This window comes from Neolewinella xylanilytica (assembly GCF_002934605.1).
GTDB lineage: Bacteria > Bacteroidota > Bacteroidia > Chitinophagales > Saprospiraceae > Neolewinella > Neolewinella xylanilytica.
Genome location: NZ_PTJC01000006.1, coordinates 436,581 through 454,234 on the forward strand (window position 1 = coordinate 436,581; position 17,654 = coordinate 454,234).

Here is a 17,654-nt window from a genome sequence, read left to right on the forward strand (position 1 = left end):
AAAAAATACGATCATGCACAGCAAATTTCCCCGTCGCAAATTTTTACAAACGACTAGTTCCCTGGCCGGTGGCCTCTTACTGGCCGGACCGACGCTCCACGCGGCCCCGGCCATCATCCGCCGCTACAATAAGCCCGATTCGAAGATCAACGGCGTCCAGATCGGAGCCATCACCTATTCCTTCCGCAGTATGCCCGACCAGAGTGCGGAGGCTACGCTGGGCTACGTTACCGAGGCCGGCATCAGCGCCATCGAGTTGATGGGCGACCCGGTGGAATCCTTTGCCGGGGCCCCGAAAAGCACCCTGGACCGCGGCAAGATTTGGGGACTGATGCGCCGACAGCGCGACGGTGAACTCTCCGAAGACGAAACTAGGGAACTGGAAGAAATGCGCGCCCAGGGCGAGGCTTATAGTAAGGAACTGGCCGAATGGCGTGCCAAGGTGGACATGGGTAAATTCCGCCAGCTACGCCGCATGTACGGCGACGCCGGCGTTAGCATCTACGGATACAAACCGAGCGCCTTCGGGGAGAACAGTACCGATGCGGAAATCAACTACGGTCTGAAGGCCGCCAAGACCCTGGGGGCCAGCCACGTCACCCTGGAGCACCCGGGCAACGACGCGCATACGGCCCGCCTGGGAAAGCTGGCGCAGCCGCACGGCGTACGGGTAGCCTACCACGGGCACACCCAGCAGACCCCCGACTTTTGGGATACCGCCCTCCAACAGAGCCCCGCCAATGCCCTCAATCTGGACGCCGGGCACTACGTCGCCGCCGGTTATGATCCCCGCGAGATCGTTCGCAGCAAGCATGCCAGCATCTCCAGCATGCATACGAAGGACCGTACCAAGCCCGCTAACGGCGCCAAGAACCTGGCGTGGGGCGAAGGCGATACCCCGATCGGCGAACTACTGTCCATGATGCAGCGCAGCAAGATGAACTTCCCCGCTACGATCGAGCTGGAATACGACATTCCGGCGGGCTCCGACGCGGTAGCCGAAGTCGCTCGCTGTCTGGAGTACTGTCGGAAGAGCTTGTCCAGCCGCAAGTAAACCGGACTGTCCAACGCGCAATCATTTGCCGATCGATTTTTGCGCCGGGGCGCGGGAGCAATGATTTTCGGACACCCTCCGCCGTATTGGTATCACCTGATTTTACTGGTTTCAGGAATTTACATTAAAGCAAGTCGGTCATGCGCTCTATTTACCTGCTACTAGCTTGGTTAGTCCCCGTGCGCCAGGTGAAGGCCTCGGCCCTTTCGCTTTTGGACGGGCCACGTGCCACTGATTGGAACATGAGTCGCCCTTCCGTTGATGAAGTCGGTCGGATCGGCGTTTCGGTGTACGCCCGGCTTTGCTTTCCGGTCGCCCCCCCGTGCCGTTGAGTAACCCGCTGCCAGCGGTGCTGTCCGATAACTGGTGTCCCCTACTGTGGAATACCCCTAGGATTGTCGTCGGTCAGCCGGGTGAAGGGCTCGCCGCGGGAGAAATCCGGGACGCCGAAACGATCCTTTTGCCGCAGCACTAGCTGGTGAGATTGGCGGCGTAAACGGCCACGGGGCAGGTAACTTTTGCATTAGGTGGATCAACCGCGGGGCGCATTCCCCTGCCTAAACGAACGGACGACGGGCGTGCGGGATAGGGTAATAGCCCTGGCCGCCCGGTCCGTTCCGGAAGTGTAGTTCACCTGCGCCCCGGCGCCCTAGGGTACTGCTTACCGCAGCAAGCGAAGTGCGATAGAGGCGCCTGACTGCGTCCGGAAATGCAGCATGTTGGCAACGGGAGCCGTCTAGGCCGATAATCAACACGAATCAGGCGACGCCGGGGAGTTACACCGCTTCGGTACCGCCGGGAAATGAGGGCACCGGAGATGCATCAGAGCTTGACGGTGTGCTGCTTATTCAGGTCGGCTTCGAACACCCGCTCCGAGAGCTGGGCGAAGGTAGCGTAGAGCTCGTCGCACTCCCGGTCAATGGTGGCTTCATTGATAGCGTTCCGGGATACGGTAGGATTCATAAGGGTGTCCCGGGCTTGGAGGAGCTTGTCGGCGGAAACGCCCGTGATCTGGCTGACGCGCACCGCCCAATCGGTTTTCTCCCGGTCGACGATGTCTTCGTAGAGTACCGCGCAGCCGCCGTAGAGGTAGAGGTTCAGGAGGTTGGTTTTGTACGTATCGATGTAGGCTTCCTTCAATTCCTTAAAGCACTCCCCGTTTTTGGCGACGGCGCTCATGGCGAAGGTGTTGAATTTCCGGATGGTAATTACCAGCCGTACCTCGTGGCCCGCAAGCTTCATATGGATCGGCAGGGAATGCGACAGCGGGGGGTATTTAATGTAATCTACTTCCGCCAGTAATTCTTTCATATTCGACTGAATCTTGCGCTGTAGCCGGGCGGCCATCGTGTCGGAAACGAACTTGGCGAGGCGGGCCCGCTTGAGATACTTGTAGTTTTCGATCATGATGGGGTGCTCGTAATCCCCCGAGCCCCGGAACCATTCCCGGTCGTGCGGAAATCCAAATTCGGCCCCGGCCTTTGCTAAGATGGCGCAGAGGAGGGTGGTACCGGTTCTCTTTTCGCCTGCAACTAAATACTTCATCACCTACAGTTTGATATGGGGCGCTACCGGGGGTCGATTCCCGAAGCTCAGGCAGGTATCGACACGGATGGTGAGCTTTCGCTTCAATTCAATTTCCAGTCCCTTATACGTACGGAAGTTCCGCGGGATCTGATTTAACGATTTTAGAAAAATAGAAATGGGCAGGGGACTTCCGGTCGCGATACCGTCTCGCGCAGACCAGGTAAGCCACTATAAGTATACGTCATAACAACATACTAACGCCGAACCTTCTAAAATTGTATCGTAGGCGAAAGGACGTCGGTGGCGCCGGCTTGCCGGCGACTATACGGGCAAGGATTTTTTCGGAATCCGTGAGCACGGAAGGTGTTTTATTTTAGGTTTCAAAGAGTATTTTTGAGGGGTTGAAACGTGGTAAATGGTATCCGGAAAGTGTATCGGATAGGGGCGTAGCCGGCACGAAATGAACGCTGTTGACCGGTAATTCGCTCCGATTCGGATAGGAAAACGGCAAGGGCAGTAACTAGAAATTTAACACTTCATGGGTGGCGCAAGCGTGACGGCTTTGGGGAGGGGAGGAGCTTGGTTCATTCGGAGACCTCATCGGTCGCTCTGGACTGCAGTCTTTTCACCAAGCCCTGTAGCGTCAGCCCCTGTACTACGATGGAAAAGAAAACCACGATGTAGGTGATGCCGAGAATGAGGTCTTTGCTGATTTCGGGGGCGAGGCTGAGGGCCAGTGCGATGGAGATGCCGCCCCGCAGGCCACCCCAGGTCATGATCACGGCGGCATTGGCCTCGAAGTGAAAGCGGTGTTTCAACGACTCCACCAACAAGGTGAGGGAGAGAAAACGAGAGAGGACCACAATTAAGATCGCCAGTACCCCGGTAATCACAATCGCCGTAGTGAACTCCACCTGTACGATAAAGAGACCCACCAGCAGAAAGAGTACGGCATTGAGGAGCTCGTCGACCAGCTCCCAAAACTTGACGAGGTAATCCTGGGTGATATCCGATACGCCCCCCCGCTGCTGTACGCCCCGTACCAGCATGATCCCACCCACTACGACGGTCAGCGGGCCGGAAATGTGCAAGCTATTCGCTAGGGTGTAACCGCCGATGACCATGGCCAGCGTAATCAGTACCTCCGTTTGGTAGCTATCAATGGTAGCCAGCATATAGGATACCAACTTGCCCAGCAGATACCCGAGGATGAGTGCCCCGAAAACCTCCTGTACGAAGAGTAACGCCACTGACCCCACCGTCACGTCCCCGTGCCCGCCGGAGGGCATGGCAATGTTGGTCAGGATGAGGAAGACGACGTAGCCCAGGCCATCGTTGAAGAGGCTTTCCCCCGCGATCTTAACCTTTAGCGACTCCGGCAAATTAGTATGCTCCAGGATACCCAATGTAGCTACCGGGTCGGTGGGAGAAATCAGGGCGCCGAAGATCAGGGCGTGCAGCAGCGGGATGGGGGAGCCCAATAAATCGAGCGCGAAGTAGGTCAGCCCGCCCACCAGGGTAGCCGATACCAGCGTAGCCCCGAAGGCGGAAATCAGGATCGGCCATTTTTGTTCCCGTAGCTCTTCGGGGTCCAGATTGATCGCTCCGGCGAAAAGCAGGAAACTAAGGATCCCTTCCAGAAGCACCTCCGAAAAATCGATCTGCCCCAGCAGGTCCCGATCGTAAGCCAGGATATCGGGATAAAACTTCCCTACCACCAGAATCGCCAGGGAGAAGACCATACCGACCATAAACAAGCCAATGGTGGCCGGGATCTTGAAGAAGCGGGTATTGAAGTAATCGAATACGGCCGCTACGACAACCAGGATCGTGATCAGGTGAAATATGCTCATAGTGGGAAGGATGGATTTATGGACCTAATCCTACGGAAGTTGGCTTCCTATTGTTTCGGTAAATCATTGAATACCCGGCCGCCATCCGGCATGGCGAAGAAGTCAGCTTCCAGCGAGGGAAGGAAGGCGTAATCGGTCACTTCGATAACGGTGATGTGGTCCCCGGCTTGGTCGTCGGCCCACCAGTACGTATCGTAGCCGGTGGGGAGGGTGATGCCGTCCACTTTCGTCTTGCCGGTGATGCGCATGAGCTTCTCCGGGTTATGGCCGCCGTCGGGAAAGTAGCCGGGGTAGGAAACGATGTAGCGGAGGGCGTCTAGCTGACCGGTTTCCGGGTGGAGGTAGAGTATGTAGTAATCGTCCGGTGCATCGCCGGTACCGTCGGCGAAGGTGACTTTCACCAAATCGTATACGGTTCCGTCCAACTCGCGGGCCGGCAGCGACTCGAAACCGATCCCCTCGTCGGCGAGCACGAAGGGAAGTCCCACGAAGTAATAGGGCGTCAGCGACCAGAACCGCGGGCTCATGCCGGCCACCCGATCGCCGGTCGTCGACCACGCCTCCTGCCCGTCGAAGCCAAAGCGCTGGGTGGTATCGGAGGCGAGGTGGTGCACGGTACGGCTGTTTACGTAATCGTTGTAGACGAAGGTGTTGCGGGGGGAGCCGTCGTCGAGGGGCTGGTAGTTGAAGTGGTAGTAGAGCGGACCGTTGCCGTACCAGGCTTCGAGGCCGCCGTGGGCCTCGATTGCGCGAAGTACCTGGCGGGCCGCGGAGTCGCTTTCCAGCCGCTCGTAGGCCGCGGTGATGCGATCGGTGTAAGGAGCGGCGGCGGGTGGTTCCTGAAGCGGTTCCGCGTCGGGGGCGGGATCGGTACCGCAGCCGGCCAGGAGGAAAAGTGCCAGGAGGAGAAGGATCGGCATGGGATGGGGTTGTGTTATTGGCCAGCCTTTAAGATAGGCATGTTCGGGGGGGTTAGGGCGGTGGTGTCAATTTGGCAGGCCTATTGCCGGCCTGACACATCGGATGTGTCAGGCCTCCTGACGGGTAGCCGTTCAACCTTATCCTCCCCTCCGCTGTCTCCCATCCGCATGCGGTTCACAGCATTCTCATTGGCGCTTTATCTCTCCCTCCTGGTCCTATTTCCCTGCCAGGACCTAGCCTCGACCGTCTGCACGGGTTCGGATGCGGTTGGGCAACAGGACGGCCAGGACTGCCCCGACCAACAAGATAACTGCACGGCCCTCTGCTTCTGCTCCTGCTGCGGCGTAATGGCCGAAGCACCCCCGACCCCGCATGCCTTGGTCATCGTACTACCGCTGCCACCCCAGGGGCAGACCCGACCTGCCTACGCTCCCGACTGGAAGGTCATCGATCCCGCGGGAGGCGATCTCCAGCCTCCCCGAGCTTAGCCGATACACCGCGGGATACCTACGCCCGCCCGGAACCTATCGGACTGACTCAGCTTATTATCCCTTCCTTTATGTTTGACGCTATAATTGCTTATTCCGTGCGGAATAAGCTGGTGATCGGAGTATTCGTCCTGGCGCTCATCGCTTGGGGCATCTTCTCCCTGCGGCAGATCCCCATCGACGCCGTCCCCGACATCACCAACAACCAGGTGCAGGTCATCACGACCTCGCCGACCCTGGCCACCCAGGAGGTGGAACAGTTCATCACTACGCCGGTCGAACTGGCGCTGCAGAACCTGCAGGACCTCGTCGAGATCCGCTCCATCTCCCGCTTCGGGCTCTCCGTTGTGACGGTAGTCTTCGAAGAGGACACCGACATCTACCTCGGCCGGCAGCTCGTCAGCGAGCACCTGCGGGAGGCCGAAGCCGATATTCCCCCCGGACTCGGCACTCCGGAAATGGCCCCCATCTCTACCGGTCTCGGTGAGATCTACCAGTATGTGCTGGCGGTAGCGCCCGGCTACGAGGACCGCTACTCCGCTATGGAATTGCGGACTATGCAGGACTGGATCGTCAGCCGCCAGCTCTCCGGCATCGAAGGGGTGGTGGAGGTTAACACCATGGGAGGTAGCCTAAAGCAGTACGAAGTAGCCGTAGACCCCGACCAGCTTAAAGCCATGGGCGTTACGATTCCGGAAGTCTTCGCCGCCCTCGAGAACAGCAACGAGAATACCGGCGGCGCCTACATCGAAAAGAATCCCCGCACCTACTACATCCGCACCAACGGCATCGCCGGCAGCCTGGAGGACATCCGGAACATCGTCGTAGCCGTGCGTGCCGGCCGGCCGATCCTGGTAAATGACGTGGCTACCGTAGGCTTCGGCTCCGCGCCCCGTTACGGTGCCCTGGTGCGCAACGGGGAAGAAGCCGTGGGCGGCCGGGTGATGATGCTGCGCGGCGCCAACTCCGCCGCCGTAACCGAACGGGTGCGGGAGCGGGTGAAACAGGTACAAAAATCGCTGCCCGAAGGCGTCACCATCGAACCGTACTTGGTACGGGATAAGCTGGTCTCCAGCGCCATGCGCACCGTGGCCACCAACTTGATCGAGGGCGGACTGATCGTCGTATTTATCCTCGTGCTGCTGCTCGGCAACTGGCGCGCCGGCCTCATCGTCGCTTCCGTCATCCCGCTGGCGATGCTCTTCGCCATCTCCATGATGAACGTACTGGGCATCTCCGCCAACCTGATGAGCCTGGGCGCCATCGACTTCGGCCTGATCGTCGACGGCGCCGTCATCATCGTGGAGGCGATCGTACACCGCCTGCACGGGAGCCGACAGACGCAGGCGGGTACCCGGCTCACTCAGGGTGAAATGGACCGCGAAGTCACCACCGCATCCGTCAAGATCCGCAGTTCGGCCGCCTTCGGGGAGATCATCATTTTGCTCGTATACCTGCCGATCCTGGCCCTGGTGGGCATCGAGGGGAAGATGTTCCGGCCCATGGCGCAGACCGTCATGCTGGCCATCGCCGGGGCGCTGATCCTGTCGCTTACCTACGTCCCGGCCATGTCGGCGCTCTTCCTCAGCAAGCGGATCACCGTTAAGCGGACCGTCGCCGATCGCATCATCGGCTTTTTCCAGCGGCTGTACGCACCGGTTCTGCGAATGGCCTTGCGCTTCCGGGTGGCCACCGTCGCGGTCATTCTTGCCCTGTTTCTGATCAGTGTCTGGCAGTTTACCCGGCTTGGCGGGGAATTTATTCCCACGCTGGAAGAGGGTGACCTGGCCATGCAGCAAATCCTGCCACCGGGAACTTCCCTCGCACAGAGCATCGAACTGACCAAACGGGTGCAGCAACGCATTCTGGAGGAAATTCCCGAAGTGACGGAAGTGGTCACCGCCATCGGATCGGCCGAGATTCCTACCGACCCTATGCCGGTGGAGACGGGCGACTACACTTTCGTCATGGCCCCCCGAGCGGAGTGGGTCACCGCCCCCGATCGCCAGGCGATGTTCGAGGCCATTGAAGAAGTGCTGGCGATCTTCCCCGGGGTTGGGCTCGAATTTTCCCAACCCATTCAGCTCCGTTTCAACGAACTGATGACCGGTGCCAAGGCCGACATCGCCATCAAGCTTTACGGCCCCGACGTCGACCTTGCCTACCGGAAGGCGCGGGAAGCCGAGTCCATCATCGCCGGCCTGCCGGGTACCGGCACGGTCACGGTGGAGCAGACGACGGGTATGCCCCAGATCGTGGTCGACTTCGACTACCCGAAGCTGGCCCAGTACGGGCTGCAGGTGCGCGACGTTAACCGCATCATCGCCGCCGCCTTCGCGGGAGCCACGGCGGGAACGGTCTACGAGAATGAGCGGCGCTTCGACCTGACCGTCCGCCTGCGCGAAGCGAATCGGAGCGGCATCGACGATGTTGCCAACCTGTACATCCCGCTGCCGGGGGGCGGCCAGGTTCCCCTCCGCGAACTCGCCCGGGTGCAACTCGTCGACGCTCCCATGCAGATCAGCCGCGAGAATACCAACCGGCGTACCGTCATCGGGGTCAACGTGGGCGACACCGACGTCGAAACCCTGGTGGAGGATATCCAGCAAGCCCTGGACGAGCAGCTCGACCTCCCCGCCGGCTACTACCTGACCTACGGCGGGCAATTCGAAAACCTGCAGGCGGCCAGTGCCCGGCTAGCCGTTGCCGTGCCGGTGGCCCTGGCGCTGATCTTCGTCCTGCTGTACTTCACCTTCGGCAGCTTTTCTCAGGCCACGCTGATCTTCGTGGCCATCCCACTGGCGGCCATCGGCGGGGTGTGGGCGCTGGAGTTGCGCGGCATGCCCTTCAGCATTTCGGCGGGTATCGGCTTCATCGCGCTCTTCGGCGTGGCGGTACTCAACGGCATCGTGCTGGTGGGTTACTTCAATCAGCTCAAAGCGGAGGGTTGGCAGGACATTCGCGGCCGCATCGTGGAGGGCACGCGGGTACGGCTGCGGCCCGTGATCATGACGGCGGCGGTAGCATCGCTCGGCTTTCTGCCCATGGCCCTTTCAAATTCCGGCGGGGCGGAGGTGCAGCGTCCCCTGGCGACCGTCGTGATCGGCGGACTGGTGACGGCCACCTTCCTCACGCTGGTGATTTTGCCGATCGGGTACTACTGGCTGGAGCGGTGGCAGGAACGGCGAATGAGCCGGAAACAACTCTTGGTGTTGCTACCGCTATTGCTCTGCAGTTTGGGCGCCGGAGCGCAGGAGCAACGCGTATCCGTCGATGAGGCCATCCGGCTGGCCGAGGCGAACAACCCCGGTCTCGAGGCCGCCGACCGCCTCACGGCCCGCAACCAGGCGCTTACCGATCTTCCCTACGCCCCGGGCACGACCGACCTGAGTTACAACGGCGACGGGCTCTTCCGGGAAAACAACCAGCGGGTCAACCAGCTTAGCGTGCTGCAACGCTTCGACCACCCCGGAGCTATTCGGGCCGCTAACGCCGTACAGGATGCCGTGGTGGCCGGCAACGTCGCCGCCCGGGAGCTCACCCTGTCCGAACTGCGGCTGTCGATCCGAAGCCTGTACGGTCGCCTGCAGTACCACGAGGCCCTGCACCTCCACTACCTGGATCTGCTCGATACCTACGTGGCGTACTACCGGATCGCGGCGTCGCGGGCCAATGCCGGGGCGGCCAGTCGACTGGACGTCCTCCGCATCGAAGCCGAACGCGACGCCGTGCGCCAGCTCGACGATGCGAACCGGATCACGTTGCAAGGATTGCAACGGCAACTTACCCTCCTGACGGAGACCGACGGCCTGCTTCCCTCGGATAGCCTGAGGCTGCTGACCACGGATCCGGCCGCCGAGCTGGCTCCGGAACTAAACCCCACCGTAGCCCTGGCCCGGGAGCGGGTAGCGCAGTCGCGGGCGGCGATCGGCGTCACCGCCGCGGAAACCCTGCCGACCTTCCGGCTGGGGTACTCCGGCCAGCAGTTCACCCAGAGTGGCTACCTCAGCGGACTGGAAGCCGGCGTAGCGCTGCAACTTTTCACCGGGCCCAACCGCCGCCGCGTCGAAGCCCGTCGCGTGGACGTGGAGGTGGCCGAGGCCCAACTGGAAAATACCCGCCTGACTTACTCCCGGGAAGTAGCTGATCTCACGAGCGAACTCCAACGCACGGCCGATAACGTTGCCTTCTTCCGGGAGCGGCGGGAGGGCGTGATCGCCGAATTGCTGCGCGTCACCCGCCTCAATTATCAGGCCGGACAACTGGGCTACCTGGAGGTGCTTGATGCCCTGCGCAGCCTGGCGGATACCCGTCAGTCGCTGCTTACCGAAACCCTTACCCACAACCTGGCCGTGTACCGGCTGCAATATTTGCGCAATGAATAGCTTACGACTTCTTACCGGTGGTAGTTTCGTTTTCAACCGGCTTCCTCTCCCTACGCGCCGTTTGGGTGAAGGGTCCCAAATGGACAGCACCGGGCGGCCAAAACCGGTCCTTATTTCGAGCCAAGTTGCTCGTTACCTGTTCGCGATCCTGTTGACGGGAACGCTTTCCACCTGCGCCCCGTCGCCCGAACCCTCCGCGGAAAGCGAACACGAAGACCACGGCAATCACGATGAGCACGACGACCACGAGGAAGGCATCCGCCTGAGCCCGGAGCAGATCGCGGCGATGGACATCCGCTTCGGCACGCTCCGGGAAATGAAACTGAACGATTACCTCACCGCTACCGGGTCGCTGGGCCTGCCGCCGAATGCTTACGCCTCAGTGAGTGCGCGCGCCAGCGGATTCGTACGCGACGTGGCCAATTACGTGGAGGGCGACTACGTGGAGCAAGGGGCGGTGCTGGGCTACCTGGAGAATCCCGATTTCATTGACCTCCAACAGCGCTACCTCGAGGTGAAGGCGGAACTGCAATACCTGACGCAGGACCTCGCCCGCCAGCAGCAACTCTACGCCGACAGCGCGGGGGTGCTCAATACCGTACAGCAGCTTGAATCGCGGGTTGCCGCTCGCCGGGCCACGCTCGCCGGACTGCGGGAGCGACTGGAATACCTGGGGATGCAGCCGGACGGGGTGACTCCGGAAAGTATTCAACAGCGGATAACGGTATTCTCCCCGCGCTCGGGCTACATCACTACGATTTCCCTGCACGACGGCATGTACGTGGAGCCCAGTACCCAGCTTATGGAGCTGATTGACGAGGAGCACTTGCACCTGGAGCTGGACGTATTCGAACGCGACATCGGTAAGGTAGAGAAGGGGCAGCGGGTCACGTACCGCATTCCGTCCTTGAGCAACGAGCCCTACACGGCCGAGATCCACGTGATCGGGAAGGAGTTCAACGCCGAGAACAAGACCGTTCGGGTACACGCCCACCTGCAGGGGGAGCAGCCGCCCTTCATTCGCGACCGCTTCGCCGAAGCCCGCATCTGGCTCGACGACGCAACGGTGACCGCCCTGCCGGAGGGCGCCGTGGTGCGGGAGGGAGAGTTGCATTACGTTTACGCCGCCGACAGCAGCGGGGTAGGAGCGCTGGCGTTCACCGCCCTGCGAGTAAATCCGGGCGTAACCGAAGCGGGGTATACGGCCGTGCGCTTCGTCGATCCGCTGCCCGAGGGAGTGCGCCTGGTGACGGAGGGGGCTTACTTCGTACAGGCGCAGGCGATGGCGTCGGAACTGGCGCACGAGCACTAGTTCACGGCCACCTGACACATCGGATGTCTGACAAAACGGCAGGCCTGACACATCCGATGTCTACTGCCGCGACGATCGTACCTTATCCCCGAAAAATCTGATTCCCATCCCCCATGGCCACACTATCGCATCCCTTCACCTTTGCCGACTTCGACGAAAAGTTCCCGGATTTCGAGCCCGAACTTCGTGACCAGGCCATCGAGATCGCCAACCAACTGCAGCGAGAACGACCGGACGCGTCGCGGGAAGAGATCGCCGGTCTGGCTTTACAACGGGCCCGGCACTGGTGGCTCGACCGGGCGGGGTAATAATCCCGTAATTAAGCAGCCGAAGACCCATGGCACACGACCATCACCACCATTCCGACCGGAATACCGTCGGCCTTGCCTTCTTCCTTAATCTAGGATTTACCATTATTGAGATCGTCGGCGGTTTCTGGACGGGTTCGATCGCTATTCTCTCGGATGCGCTCCACGATCTCGGCGACAGCTTCAGTCTGGGATTGGCCTGGTACTTCCAAGGGCTCGCGCGGAAGGAAAGGACCGCCGATTTCACCTTCGGTTACAAGCGGTTCAATACGTTGGGGGCGCTGATTACCGGCGTCATCCTCGTGGCCGGTTCGGTACTGATCCTGGCGCGGGCCATACCGGCGCTATGGAATCCCTCCGAGCCAAATGCCGGCGGGATGATCTGGCTGGCCGTATTGGGCGTGGCCGTCAACGGTGCCGCGGTGTTCCGCTTGCGCCAGGGCGGGGATAGCCTCAACGAGCGCGTGATCACCTGGCATTTGCTGGAGGACGTACTCGGTTGGGTAGCCGTACTCATCGGCAGTGTGCTGATGTACTATTTCGATCTGCCGTGGATCGATCCGGCTTTATCCATTGGGATTGCGATCTACATCCTCTACGGCGTCGTGCAACAGCTCTGGCGGGCGGGCCGCATCATCGTACAGGCGGCCCCGGAAGGTCTGGACTATGCCGCCCTCAAACGCGACATCAATCAAGTGGAAGGGGTGCGGAATGCCCACCACTTACACCTCTGGACGCTGGACGGCGAATACCACCTGGCCTCGGTTCACCTCGTCGTCGACGGGGCACGGGAGATGGATTCCCTCGCGGAGGTAAAGGATCGCGTGCGGAAATTGCTACAGGATGCGGGCGTAGCACACGCTACCCTGGAGCTCGAAACCGAAGGGGAACGGCAGGCTCACGGAAAACTACCTATTTAGGCGACCGGGATTAATTTTTGCGGCGGTTAATTTACCTTTGGCACATGCACTCCCCCCTGACGGAGCCCCAGTTTGTGCCGGTCACGGCCGCGGACCAGCCGGCCCTATTCGATCTGATGCAGAAAATTTACCCGCCCGTCTACGCCTACCTCTGGCCGGACGGCGGACAATGGTACCTGGAAAGCCAGTACGGTAAGGAAAACTTTGACCGGGAGATGGCGGACGACCGGGCCGACTACCGATTCATTTTCCACGGGGGCATCCCGGTCGGCATCGTGCGTAGCGTTCGGGATGTAAGCTGTCCCGATTGCCCGGAGGAGCCGGCAACCAAATTGCACCGCCTCTATCTGGACCCCGCTACTCACGGCAGGGGATTCGGTAAGCAAGCGGTAAAGCGACTCTTAAATACCTGCCGGAGGCGAGGCGATCGTTGCCTGTGGCTGGAAGCGATGGATTCGGCGGAAAGCTCGTTAGCCTTTTACGTGGGAACGGGCTTCAGCCGGGGCGGGCATTTTACCCTGGATATGCCGCGGATGTATCCGGCGCAGCGGGGCATGTACCGGTATTACCGGATGCTCGATTAGCCGGGAGGGCTAATTCCACATCGTTCCGTCCAGACCGACTACGGTTCCCATCCAAAGCGCGACCAGGAGGCCCAGTCCGCAAACGAGCCAGACCAGGAAGCGCGGCCATTCCCAGCTTACCAGCAAACGGAACGTATAGTACGCCACACCAGCACCCGCCGCGCCGGCCAGTGGAGCTACGATTAGCGGTCGCACTCGCCAGTCCGGACCCCAGGCCGGATTCGGATGGTCGACTCCGAAAACGAAGGTTGTGATCAAGGCAAAGCCGAGGCAGGCCCCCAGCAGGCAAGCCATACCCAGACCACGGCGGGGATGAGCGGGTACGGGAGAAGTAGCAACGTCTGACATAATAATCTATTTTAAAGAACTTTCAAAAGTAAAGTTATTGCCTGTTTTCTTTATTTGCAAGTCCCCTGTTCATTTTCCTGATTCGGAGGAACTGTCTTGTAAATGGGTAGGATAGGAGAATTGGGCGGCTGGCGGGACCGATGCTCACGCACCTTGCGGCGACGGTAAGACTTTATCGAATATTCGAATCGCCAGCTGGGCAAAGGGCAAAAAGACCAGCACCCCGCCCAGGTTGAACAGCAGGTGGCCGTTGGCGATGTGGTTGTCGATCCCCTGTCCGCTACTGATCCACTCCACGGCCTGTACGAAAGGGGTGAATAACAGCAGGCCGAGGACAATGGTGAAGAAGTTGAAAACCAGGTGAAAGATGCCCGCCTTCAAGGCCTCCCGTCCGCCCCCGAGGGTAGCGAGCAGGGTGTCCGAACAGGTGCCCAGTTCCGCTCCCAGCATCACGGCCAGTCCGCCGGCCACCGAAATCAGGTCCTGTTTACCGAGGACGATGGCCAGACCGACGGTTGCGCTGCTGCTCTGGATGATCAGCGTGATGAGGCCGCCGACGGCCGCCCCCCGGTACGGGTTGTTTAGTTTGGCAATCCATTCCTCGAAGCCCGCGCTGTCCTTGAGAGCCTCCACGGAAGATTCCATTAAAAACAAGCCGAAGAATAGCAAGCCGAGGTACAGCACGATCTGTCCGCCCAGCCGCCATCGTTCGTCATTGGCGATCATGAAAATGGCCAGTCCTAATACGATGGCCACGTAGCTGTACGCCGCAATGTCCAAGGCAATCAACTGACTGGAGAAGGTCGTACCGATATTCGCCCCGAGGATGAGGCCTACGGCGTGGCGAAAGTCCAGGGCTCCCGCATTGATGAAGACGATTGCCAGGATAATGGCCGCCGAGGAAGAACCCAAAATGAGGGTGACCAGGGTGCCGATTACCACCGCCCCTAGCAAATGTCGGGTATACTTCTTGACGATATCCCGGGCATCGTCGGTGAAAGCGGCGCGCAGGTGGGAGGATAACTCCCCAATGGCGTGGATGAACAGGCCCAGGCCGCCGACGAGTAGGGGGACGTTAAGTAGTTCGAGCATAGTGCAGGATTATACCAGGAAACGGATTTCCCGCACCGCAATCAAGCCCAACACCGACCTCGATAAAAACTTAATGCCCGGTTAACTTGCGCCCTTACCGGAGGTCACCTAGTTAACCTGGCGAATCCTACACCAGAATCTTCAACACTAACCTCCCGCCAACCAAGCATAGCTCAGCATCGCCAGCTAAAACACCCTCTCCACCCAGCCCATGTCGGGCATCTCGCGCAGGTCCGCAAGGCACTTATCGTGAATCTTGCGGTTGCTCAGCCAGGCCAATACCCCCGAACCTAGGAGAATGATCGGGTTAAGCCAGAAGGAATAGTCAATTGTAAAGAATTATTGGTCGGTGATGCCGATGGCCTCACCGGCTCCCTCCGGTAGGATGCCTGCCAGCGAGGACCCGTAGTACAGCGCCCCGGTAGCGTCCACGACGGAAACGAAGAGGGTGAGGAGCGTGTAAAGCGACATCTTCCAGCCGTTGTGCTTCGCATGGATGCGCGGTACCGGGAAAACCACCAGGTCGCTGAAGGTGAAGGCCTTCACGCCGGCGAAGCTGACGCCGTTGTGAACGGTACGGCCGCCAGGGAGTTGCTGCCGATGAAGGTGATACAGGCCATCACGGGCCCGATCACCGTGGGCTCCAGGATTTGGAGCAAGGAGTAGCCACCGTCGCCGGCAACGCCCTGCCGATAAACGGGGTTTCGTAGAAGCTAGTAGGAATAGAGACCGCCACGATGCCCGCGATGGAGAAACCCACGGTGACCTCCTTCCACACCATGCCCTATTCCATCCGGTACCGCATACCGGTCTTTTTCCAGGCGTCGAATGCCTGGATGCGCTCCTTCCAGTCGGGCAGGTCTTTGTCGTGATCGTCCTCGTCGGTATCGCCCAGCTGTTCGCGGGCGTTTTCGATCATATTCTTGGGCCGGAGATGCTGAATAAACAGCCAGGCCGACGCGATCAGTAGCAGCCCACCCACGTACTCGCCGAATACGAATGGCCCGGTTAGGAATACCGCAATCACCAGCTTCAACCCGATCACCACCTTGGTGCCCGCCAACAGGAAGGCGAAGGAGGGGACGAAGCCGTCCCCCTCTTTGACCATCGATTTGGTAGTGTCCAGTGCCGCGAAATGCAGGACGAACTGATGAAGCTAAAGCCCGCGGCCGGTCCGACCTGTTTGCCCCCCCGCCGCCGCCCATGGCTCGTTTCGTGCGCTCCTGCGTCGCAAGCACCTGGACCAGGCTACTCACCAGCTATCGACGGCAATAGCCAGCGTGCCATTCGGAAAAAACTGACGGTGGAACGGGCCGCCTCGCCCCAGGGCGTCAGAAAATCTCTCAGACGTCACGTACCGGTTTAGCTACGAATCCCGCATCGGCCACGGCGGCGGCCACTTCGGCTTCGGTCAGGACATCGTCTGCGTCTACGGTTAGTATCCGGTCGTCGCTTTCCAGGTCCACCTGCCACCGGTGAATGCCGCGGTGCTCGTCCAGGGAGGGCGTCACGCCGCGCACGCAGCTGCCACACTGAAGGTTGGTGCTGAATTTCATCGTTTTCATAGGTCATCATTTTGGCTGCTCAAAACATACGGATCAGTACGGACACCAGGGCGGCGAGCGCCAACAGCGTCAGTACGATAATGGTCAGCGAGCGGGTCACTCGCTTGATCGGTCCGGGTTTTTCGTCAGGTTGGCAGCAGTCTTTCATTCTTATAATCATTTGCGCCGTCCGGCGGCCAGCGTGTCAGACATCCGGTGTCTGTCAAAAAGTCAAGTACCGCCCGGGTAAGCCGTTATCACCAGGGGTAGCCACCTCCTAAGCTACAAGCAGGAAGGGAAAGACAGGGGCCATCCCGGAAGGACGCGTAGAATCAAGCGGTACATACTTGTTTTATTTAGTCCGCCGGAAGCCTTTGGGGCTTCCGGCGGACGGCGAATCAGGCGGCCATCTTCCGGCACGCTTCGGCGCACTCGCGGCAGCTTTCGGCACAGCGCTGGCAGTGGTCGTGGTCGTGGGCTTCGCACTGCTCGGCGCAGTATTCGCATACTTTCGCGCAAAGCTGGCAATGCTCGGCGGCGAATTTGCTGTCGGCGGCCATCAGGCCGATGCTGGCTTCCAGGACTTCGATACACTGGATACAGCACCAGGGGCAGTCGTTCATGGACTCCATGCCGGCCATCTTGGCCAGAAAGACCTTACAGTCGATCAGGCAGCGCTGGCAGGCTTCCAGGCAGTCGAGGTACTTCACGTTTAGGGGGGCACTCATTGTACGGGTGGTTTTGATTTTTCTTTGTTAGGGTTGCGGGTGGGAGCAGAGAATACGGCTATTACTTACTTACCTGCTATAATCCATCAACTACTTACTCTCCAACCGGTAAAGGATCTTGCGCATCTCGGCAATCTCCCGCTCCTGGGCTTCGATGATCTCTTCGGCCAGCTTGATGGCTTCCGGGTCGCTGAGGTGGGCTTTCTGGCTGACCATGATGGCGGAAGAGTGGTGCGGGATCATCGCCTTCATCCACTGCTCGTCCTCAATGAATACCTGCTGGCGCAGGCCGACGTAACAGAGCACGAAGACCACCACCGCCGTAGCCATGATGACGTAGTTCCAGACCTTCATTTTGTACATGCCCCACATGAATCCCATCATGATGAGCACCATCGGGGCGATCATCAGCACGGTCATGTAGGTCCGCGTCGGACTGAGCATGATGTGGTCGAAGACGTCCACGTTCAGGAACATCACGATGTACATCACCACGAAGGAGGTGGCCATCATGATGGCGAATTTGAGGTACTGCTGTTTGTGATCGCTGTGCTGCATAGTATTTATTTGGGCGCCCCCGATAGCTATCG

General features: G+C 59.9%; 18 protein-coding genes. 7 read left to right on the plus strand and 11 right to left on the minus strand.

The genetic code is table 11. The features are described 5' to 3' along the window. The first annotated feature begins 13 nt into the window (after window positions 1-13). On the plus strand, window positions 14-1,054 hold the full coding sequence (locus CLV84_RS10940; RefSeq protein ID WP_104419833.1) for a sugar phosphate isomerase/epimerase family protein: 1,041 nt from the start codon (window positions 14-16) through the stop codon (window positions 1,052-1,054). A gap of 822 nt (window positions 1,055-1,876) precedes the next feature. Here the strand turns inward: CLV84_RS10940 and CLV84_RS10945 are convergent. From CLV84_RS10945 to CLV84_RS10955, 3 genes are all read right to left on the minus strand, one after another. Beyond that, on the minus strand, window positions 1,877-2,599 hold the full coding sequence (locus CLV84_RS10945) for a hypothetical protein (RefSeq protein ID WP_104419834.1): 723 nt from the start codon (window positions 2,597-2,599) through the stop codon (window positions 1,877-1,879). 566 nt (window positions 2,600-3,165) lie between these two features. After that, window positions 3,166-4,434 (minus strand): cation:proton antiporter, encoded by a 1,269-nt coding sequence (locus CLV84_RS10950; protein ID WP_104419835.1) that lies wholly within the window; start codon window positions 4,432-4,434, stop codon window positions 3,166-3,168. 47 nt (window positions 4,435-4,481) lie between these two features. Next, window positions 4,482-5,354 carry a hypothetical protein gene (locus CLV84_RS10955; protein WP_104419836.1) on the minus strand — a complete coding sequence of 291 codons (873 nt, stop codon included), beginning with the start codon at window positions 5,352-5,354 and terminating at the stop codon, window positions 4,482-4,484. Between the two features lie 168 nt (window positions 5,355-5,522). On the opposite strand from CLV84_RS10955, the gene CLV84_RS10960 reads away from it, so the two are divergent. From CLV84_RS10960 to CLV84_RS10985, 6 genes are all read left to right on the plus strand, one after another. Next, on the plus strand, window positions 5,523-5,843 hold the full coding sequence (locus CLV84_RS10960; protein WP_104419837.1) for a hypothetical protein: 321 nt from the start codon (window positions 5,523-5,525) through the stop codon (window positions 5,841-5,843). A gap of 71 nt (window positions 5,844-5,914) precedes the next feature. After that, on the plus strand, window positions 5,915-10,228 hold the full coding sequence (locus tag CLV84_RS10965; RefSeq protein ID WP_104419838.1) for a CusA/CzcA family heavy metal efflux RND transporter: 4,314 nt from the start codon (window positions 5,915-5,917) through the stop codon (window positions 10,226-10,228). Then, window positions 10,221-11,540 carry an efflux RND transporter periplasmic adaptor subunit gene (locus CLV84_RS10970; RefSeq protein WP_245911478.1) on the plus strand — a complete coding sequence of 440 codons (1,320 nt, stop codon included), beginning with the start codon at window positions 10,221-10,223 and terminating at the stop codon, window positions 11,538-11,540. The genes CLV84_RS10965 and CLV84_RS10970 overlap by 8 nt, the downstream gene beginning before the upstream one ends. 113 nt (window positions 11,541-11,653) lie before the next feature. After that, complete coding sequence (locus tag CLV84_RS10975; protein ID WP_104419839.1) at window positions 11,654-11,848, plus strand: hypothetical protein; 195 nt, start codon at window positions 11,654-11,656, stop codon at window positions 11,846-11,848. A gap of 29 nt (window positions 11,849-11,877) precedes the next feature. Then, window positions 11,878-12,768, plus strand: a complete 891-nt coding sequence (locus tag CLV84_RS10980) for a cation diffusion facilitator family transporter (protein WP_104419840.1) — start codon at window positions 11,878-11,880, stop codon at window positions 12,766-12,768. A gap of 44 nt (window positions 12,769-12,812) precedes the next feature. After that, the gene (locus tag CLV84_RS10985; RefSeq protein WP_104419841.1) at window positions 12,813-13,352 is read left to right on the plus strand and encodes a GNAT family N-acetyltransferase; all 540 of its coding nucleotides are present in this window, start codon (window positions 12,813-12,815) and stop codon (window positions 13,350-13,352) included. A gap of 9 nt (window positions 13,353-13,361) precedes the next feature. Here CLV84_RS10985 and CLV84_RS10990 read toward each other — a convergent pair whose 3' ends face one another. From CLV84_RS10990 to CLV84_RS11020, 8 genes are all read right to left on the minus strand, one after another. Continuing rightward, window positions 13,362-13,700 carry a potassium transporter KefB gene (locus CLV84_RS10990; RefSeq protein ID WP_146088780.1) on the minus strand — a complete coding sequence of 113 codons (339 nt, stop codon included), beginning with the start codon at window positions 13,698-13,700 and terminating at the stop codon, window positions 13,362-13,364. Window positions 13,701-13,844: 144 nt separating this feature from the next. After that, window positions 13,845-14,792: a Na/Pi cotransporter family protein gene (locus CLV84_RS10995; RefSeq protein WP_104419843.1), complete on the minus strand. Its 948-nt coding sequence runs from the start codon at window positions 14,790-14,792 to the stop codon at window positions 13,845-13,847. Between the two features lie 339 nt (window positions 14,793-15,131). Further along, window positions 15,132-15,338, minus strand: coding sequence for a hypothetical protein (locus CLV84_RS11000; protein WP_104419844.1), 207 nt, complete (start codon window positions 15,336-15,338; stop codon window positions 15,132-15,134). A 238-nt stretch (window positions 15,339-15,576) separates the two neighbouring features. After that, window positions 15,577-15,900 (minus strand): hypothetical protein, encoded by a 324-nt coding sequence (locus tag CLV84_RS11005; RefSeq protein WP_104419845.1) that lies wholly within the window; start codon window positions 15,898-15,900, stop codon window positions 15,577-15,579. Between the two features lie 235 nt (window positions 15,901-16,135). Then, window positions 16,136-16,357 (minus strand): heavy-metal-associated domain-containing protein, encoded by a 222-nt coding sequence (locus CLV84_RS11010; RefSeq protein WP_104419846.1) that lies wholly within the window; start codon window positions 16,355-16,357, stop codon window positions 16,136-16,138. 19 nt (window positions 16,358-16,376) lie between these two features. Next, window positions 16,377-16,505, minus strand: coding sequence for a hypothetical protein (locus CLV84_RS22160; RefSeq protein ID WP_262497205.1), 129 nt, complete (start codon window positions 16,503-16,505; stop codon window positions 16,377-16,379). Between the two features lie 229 nt (window positions 16,506-16,734). Next, the gene (locus tag CLV84_RS11015; RefSeq protein ID WP_104419847.1) at window positions 16,735-17,064 is read right to left on the minus strand and encodes a four-helix bundle copper-binding protein; all 330 of its coding nucleotides are present in this window, start codon (window positions 17,062-17,064) and stop codon (window positions 16,735-16,737) included. A 90-nt stretch (window positions 17,065-17,154) separates the two neighbouring features. After that, window positions 17,155-17,622, minus strand: coding sequence for a DUF305 domain-containing protein (locus CLV84_RS11020; protein WP_104419848.1), 468 nt, complete (start codon window positions 17,620-17,622; stop codon window positions 17,155-17,157). Between the last annotated feature and the right edge of the window lie 32 nt (window positions 17,623-17,654).

Bases quoted from the DNA above. Each gene is read 5' to 3' on its own strand.
- CLV84_RS10955 (WP_104419836.1), bottom strand. From the start codon at position 5,354: ATGCCGATCCTTCTCCTCCTGGCACTTTTCCTCCTGGCCGGCTGCGGT.
- CLV84_RS22160 (WP_262497205.1), bottom strand. From the start codon at position 16,505: ATGAAAGACTGCTGCCAACCTGACGAAAAACCCGGACCGATCAAGCGA.
- CLV84_RS10950 (WP_104419835.1), bottom strand. From the start codon at position 4,434: ATGAGCATATTTCACCTGATCACGATCCTGGTTGTCGTAGCGGCCGTA.
- CLV84_RS10985 (WP_104419841.1), top strand. From the start codon at position 12,813: ATGCACTCCCCCCTGACGGAGCCCCAGTTTGTGCCGGTCACGGCCGCG.
- CLV84_RS10990 (WP_146088780.1), bottom strand. From the start codon at position 13,700: ATGTCAGACGTTGCTACTTCTCCCGTACCCGCTCATCCCCGCCGTGGT.
- CLV84_RS10960 (WP_104419837.1), top strand. From the start codon at position 5,523: ATGCGGTTCACAGCATTCTCATTGGCGCTTTATCTCTCCCTCCTGGTC.
- CLV84_RS11015 (WP_104419847.1), bottom strand. From the start codon at position 17,064: ATGAGTGCCCCCCTAAACGTGAAGTACCTCGACTGCCTGGAAGCCTGC.
- CLV84_RS11020 (WP_104419848.1), bottom strand. From the start codon at position 17,622: ATGCAGCACAGCGATCACAAACAGCAGTACCTCAAATTCGCCATCATG.
- CLV84_RS10995 (WP_104419843.1), bottom strand. From the start codon at position 14,792: ATGCTCGAACTACTTAACGTCCCCCTACTCGTCGGCGGCCTGGGCCTG.
- CLV84_RS10965 (WP_104419838.1), top strand. From the start codon at position 5,915: ATGTTTGACGCTATAATTGCTTATTCCGTGCGGAATAAGCTGGTGATC.
- CLV84_RS10970 (WP_245911478.1), top strand. From the start codon at position 10,221: ATGAATAGCTTACGACTTCTTACCGGTGGTAGTTTCGTTTTCAACCGG.
- CLV84_RS11005 (WP_104419845.1), bottom strand. From the start codon at position 15,900: ATGGTCAAAGAGGGGGACGGCTTCGTCCCCTCCTTCGCCTTCCTGTTG.
- CLV84_RS10980 (WP_104419840.1), top strand. From the start codon at position 11,878: ATGGCACACGACCATCACCACCATTCCGACCGGAATACCGTCGGCCTT.
- CLV84_RS11010 (WP_104419846.1), bottom strand. From the start codon at position 16,357: ATGAAAACGATGAAATTCAGCACCAACCTTCAGTGTGGCAGCTGCGTG.
- CLV84_RS10945 (WP_104419834.1), bottom strand. From the start codon at position 2,599: ATGAAGTATTTAGTTGCAGGCGAAAAGAGAACCGGTACCACCCTCCTC.
- CLV84_RS10975 (WP_104419839.1), top strand. From the start codon at position 11,654: ATGGCCACACTATCGCATCCCTTCACCTTTGCCGACTTCGACGAAAAG.
- CLV84_RS10940 (WP_104419833.1), top strand. From the start codon at position 14: ATGCACAGCAAATTTCCCCGTCGCAAATTTTTACAAACGACTAGTTCC.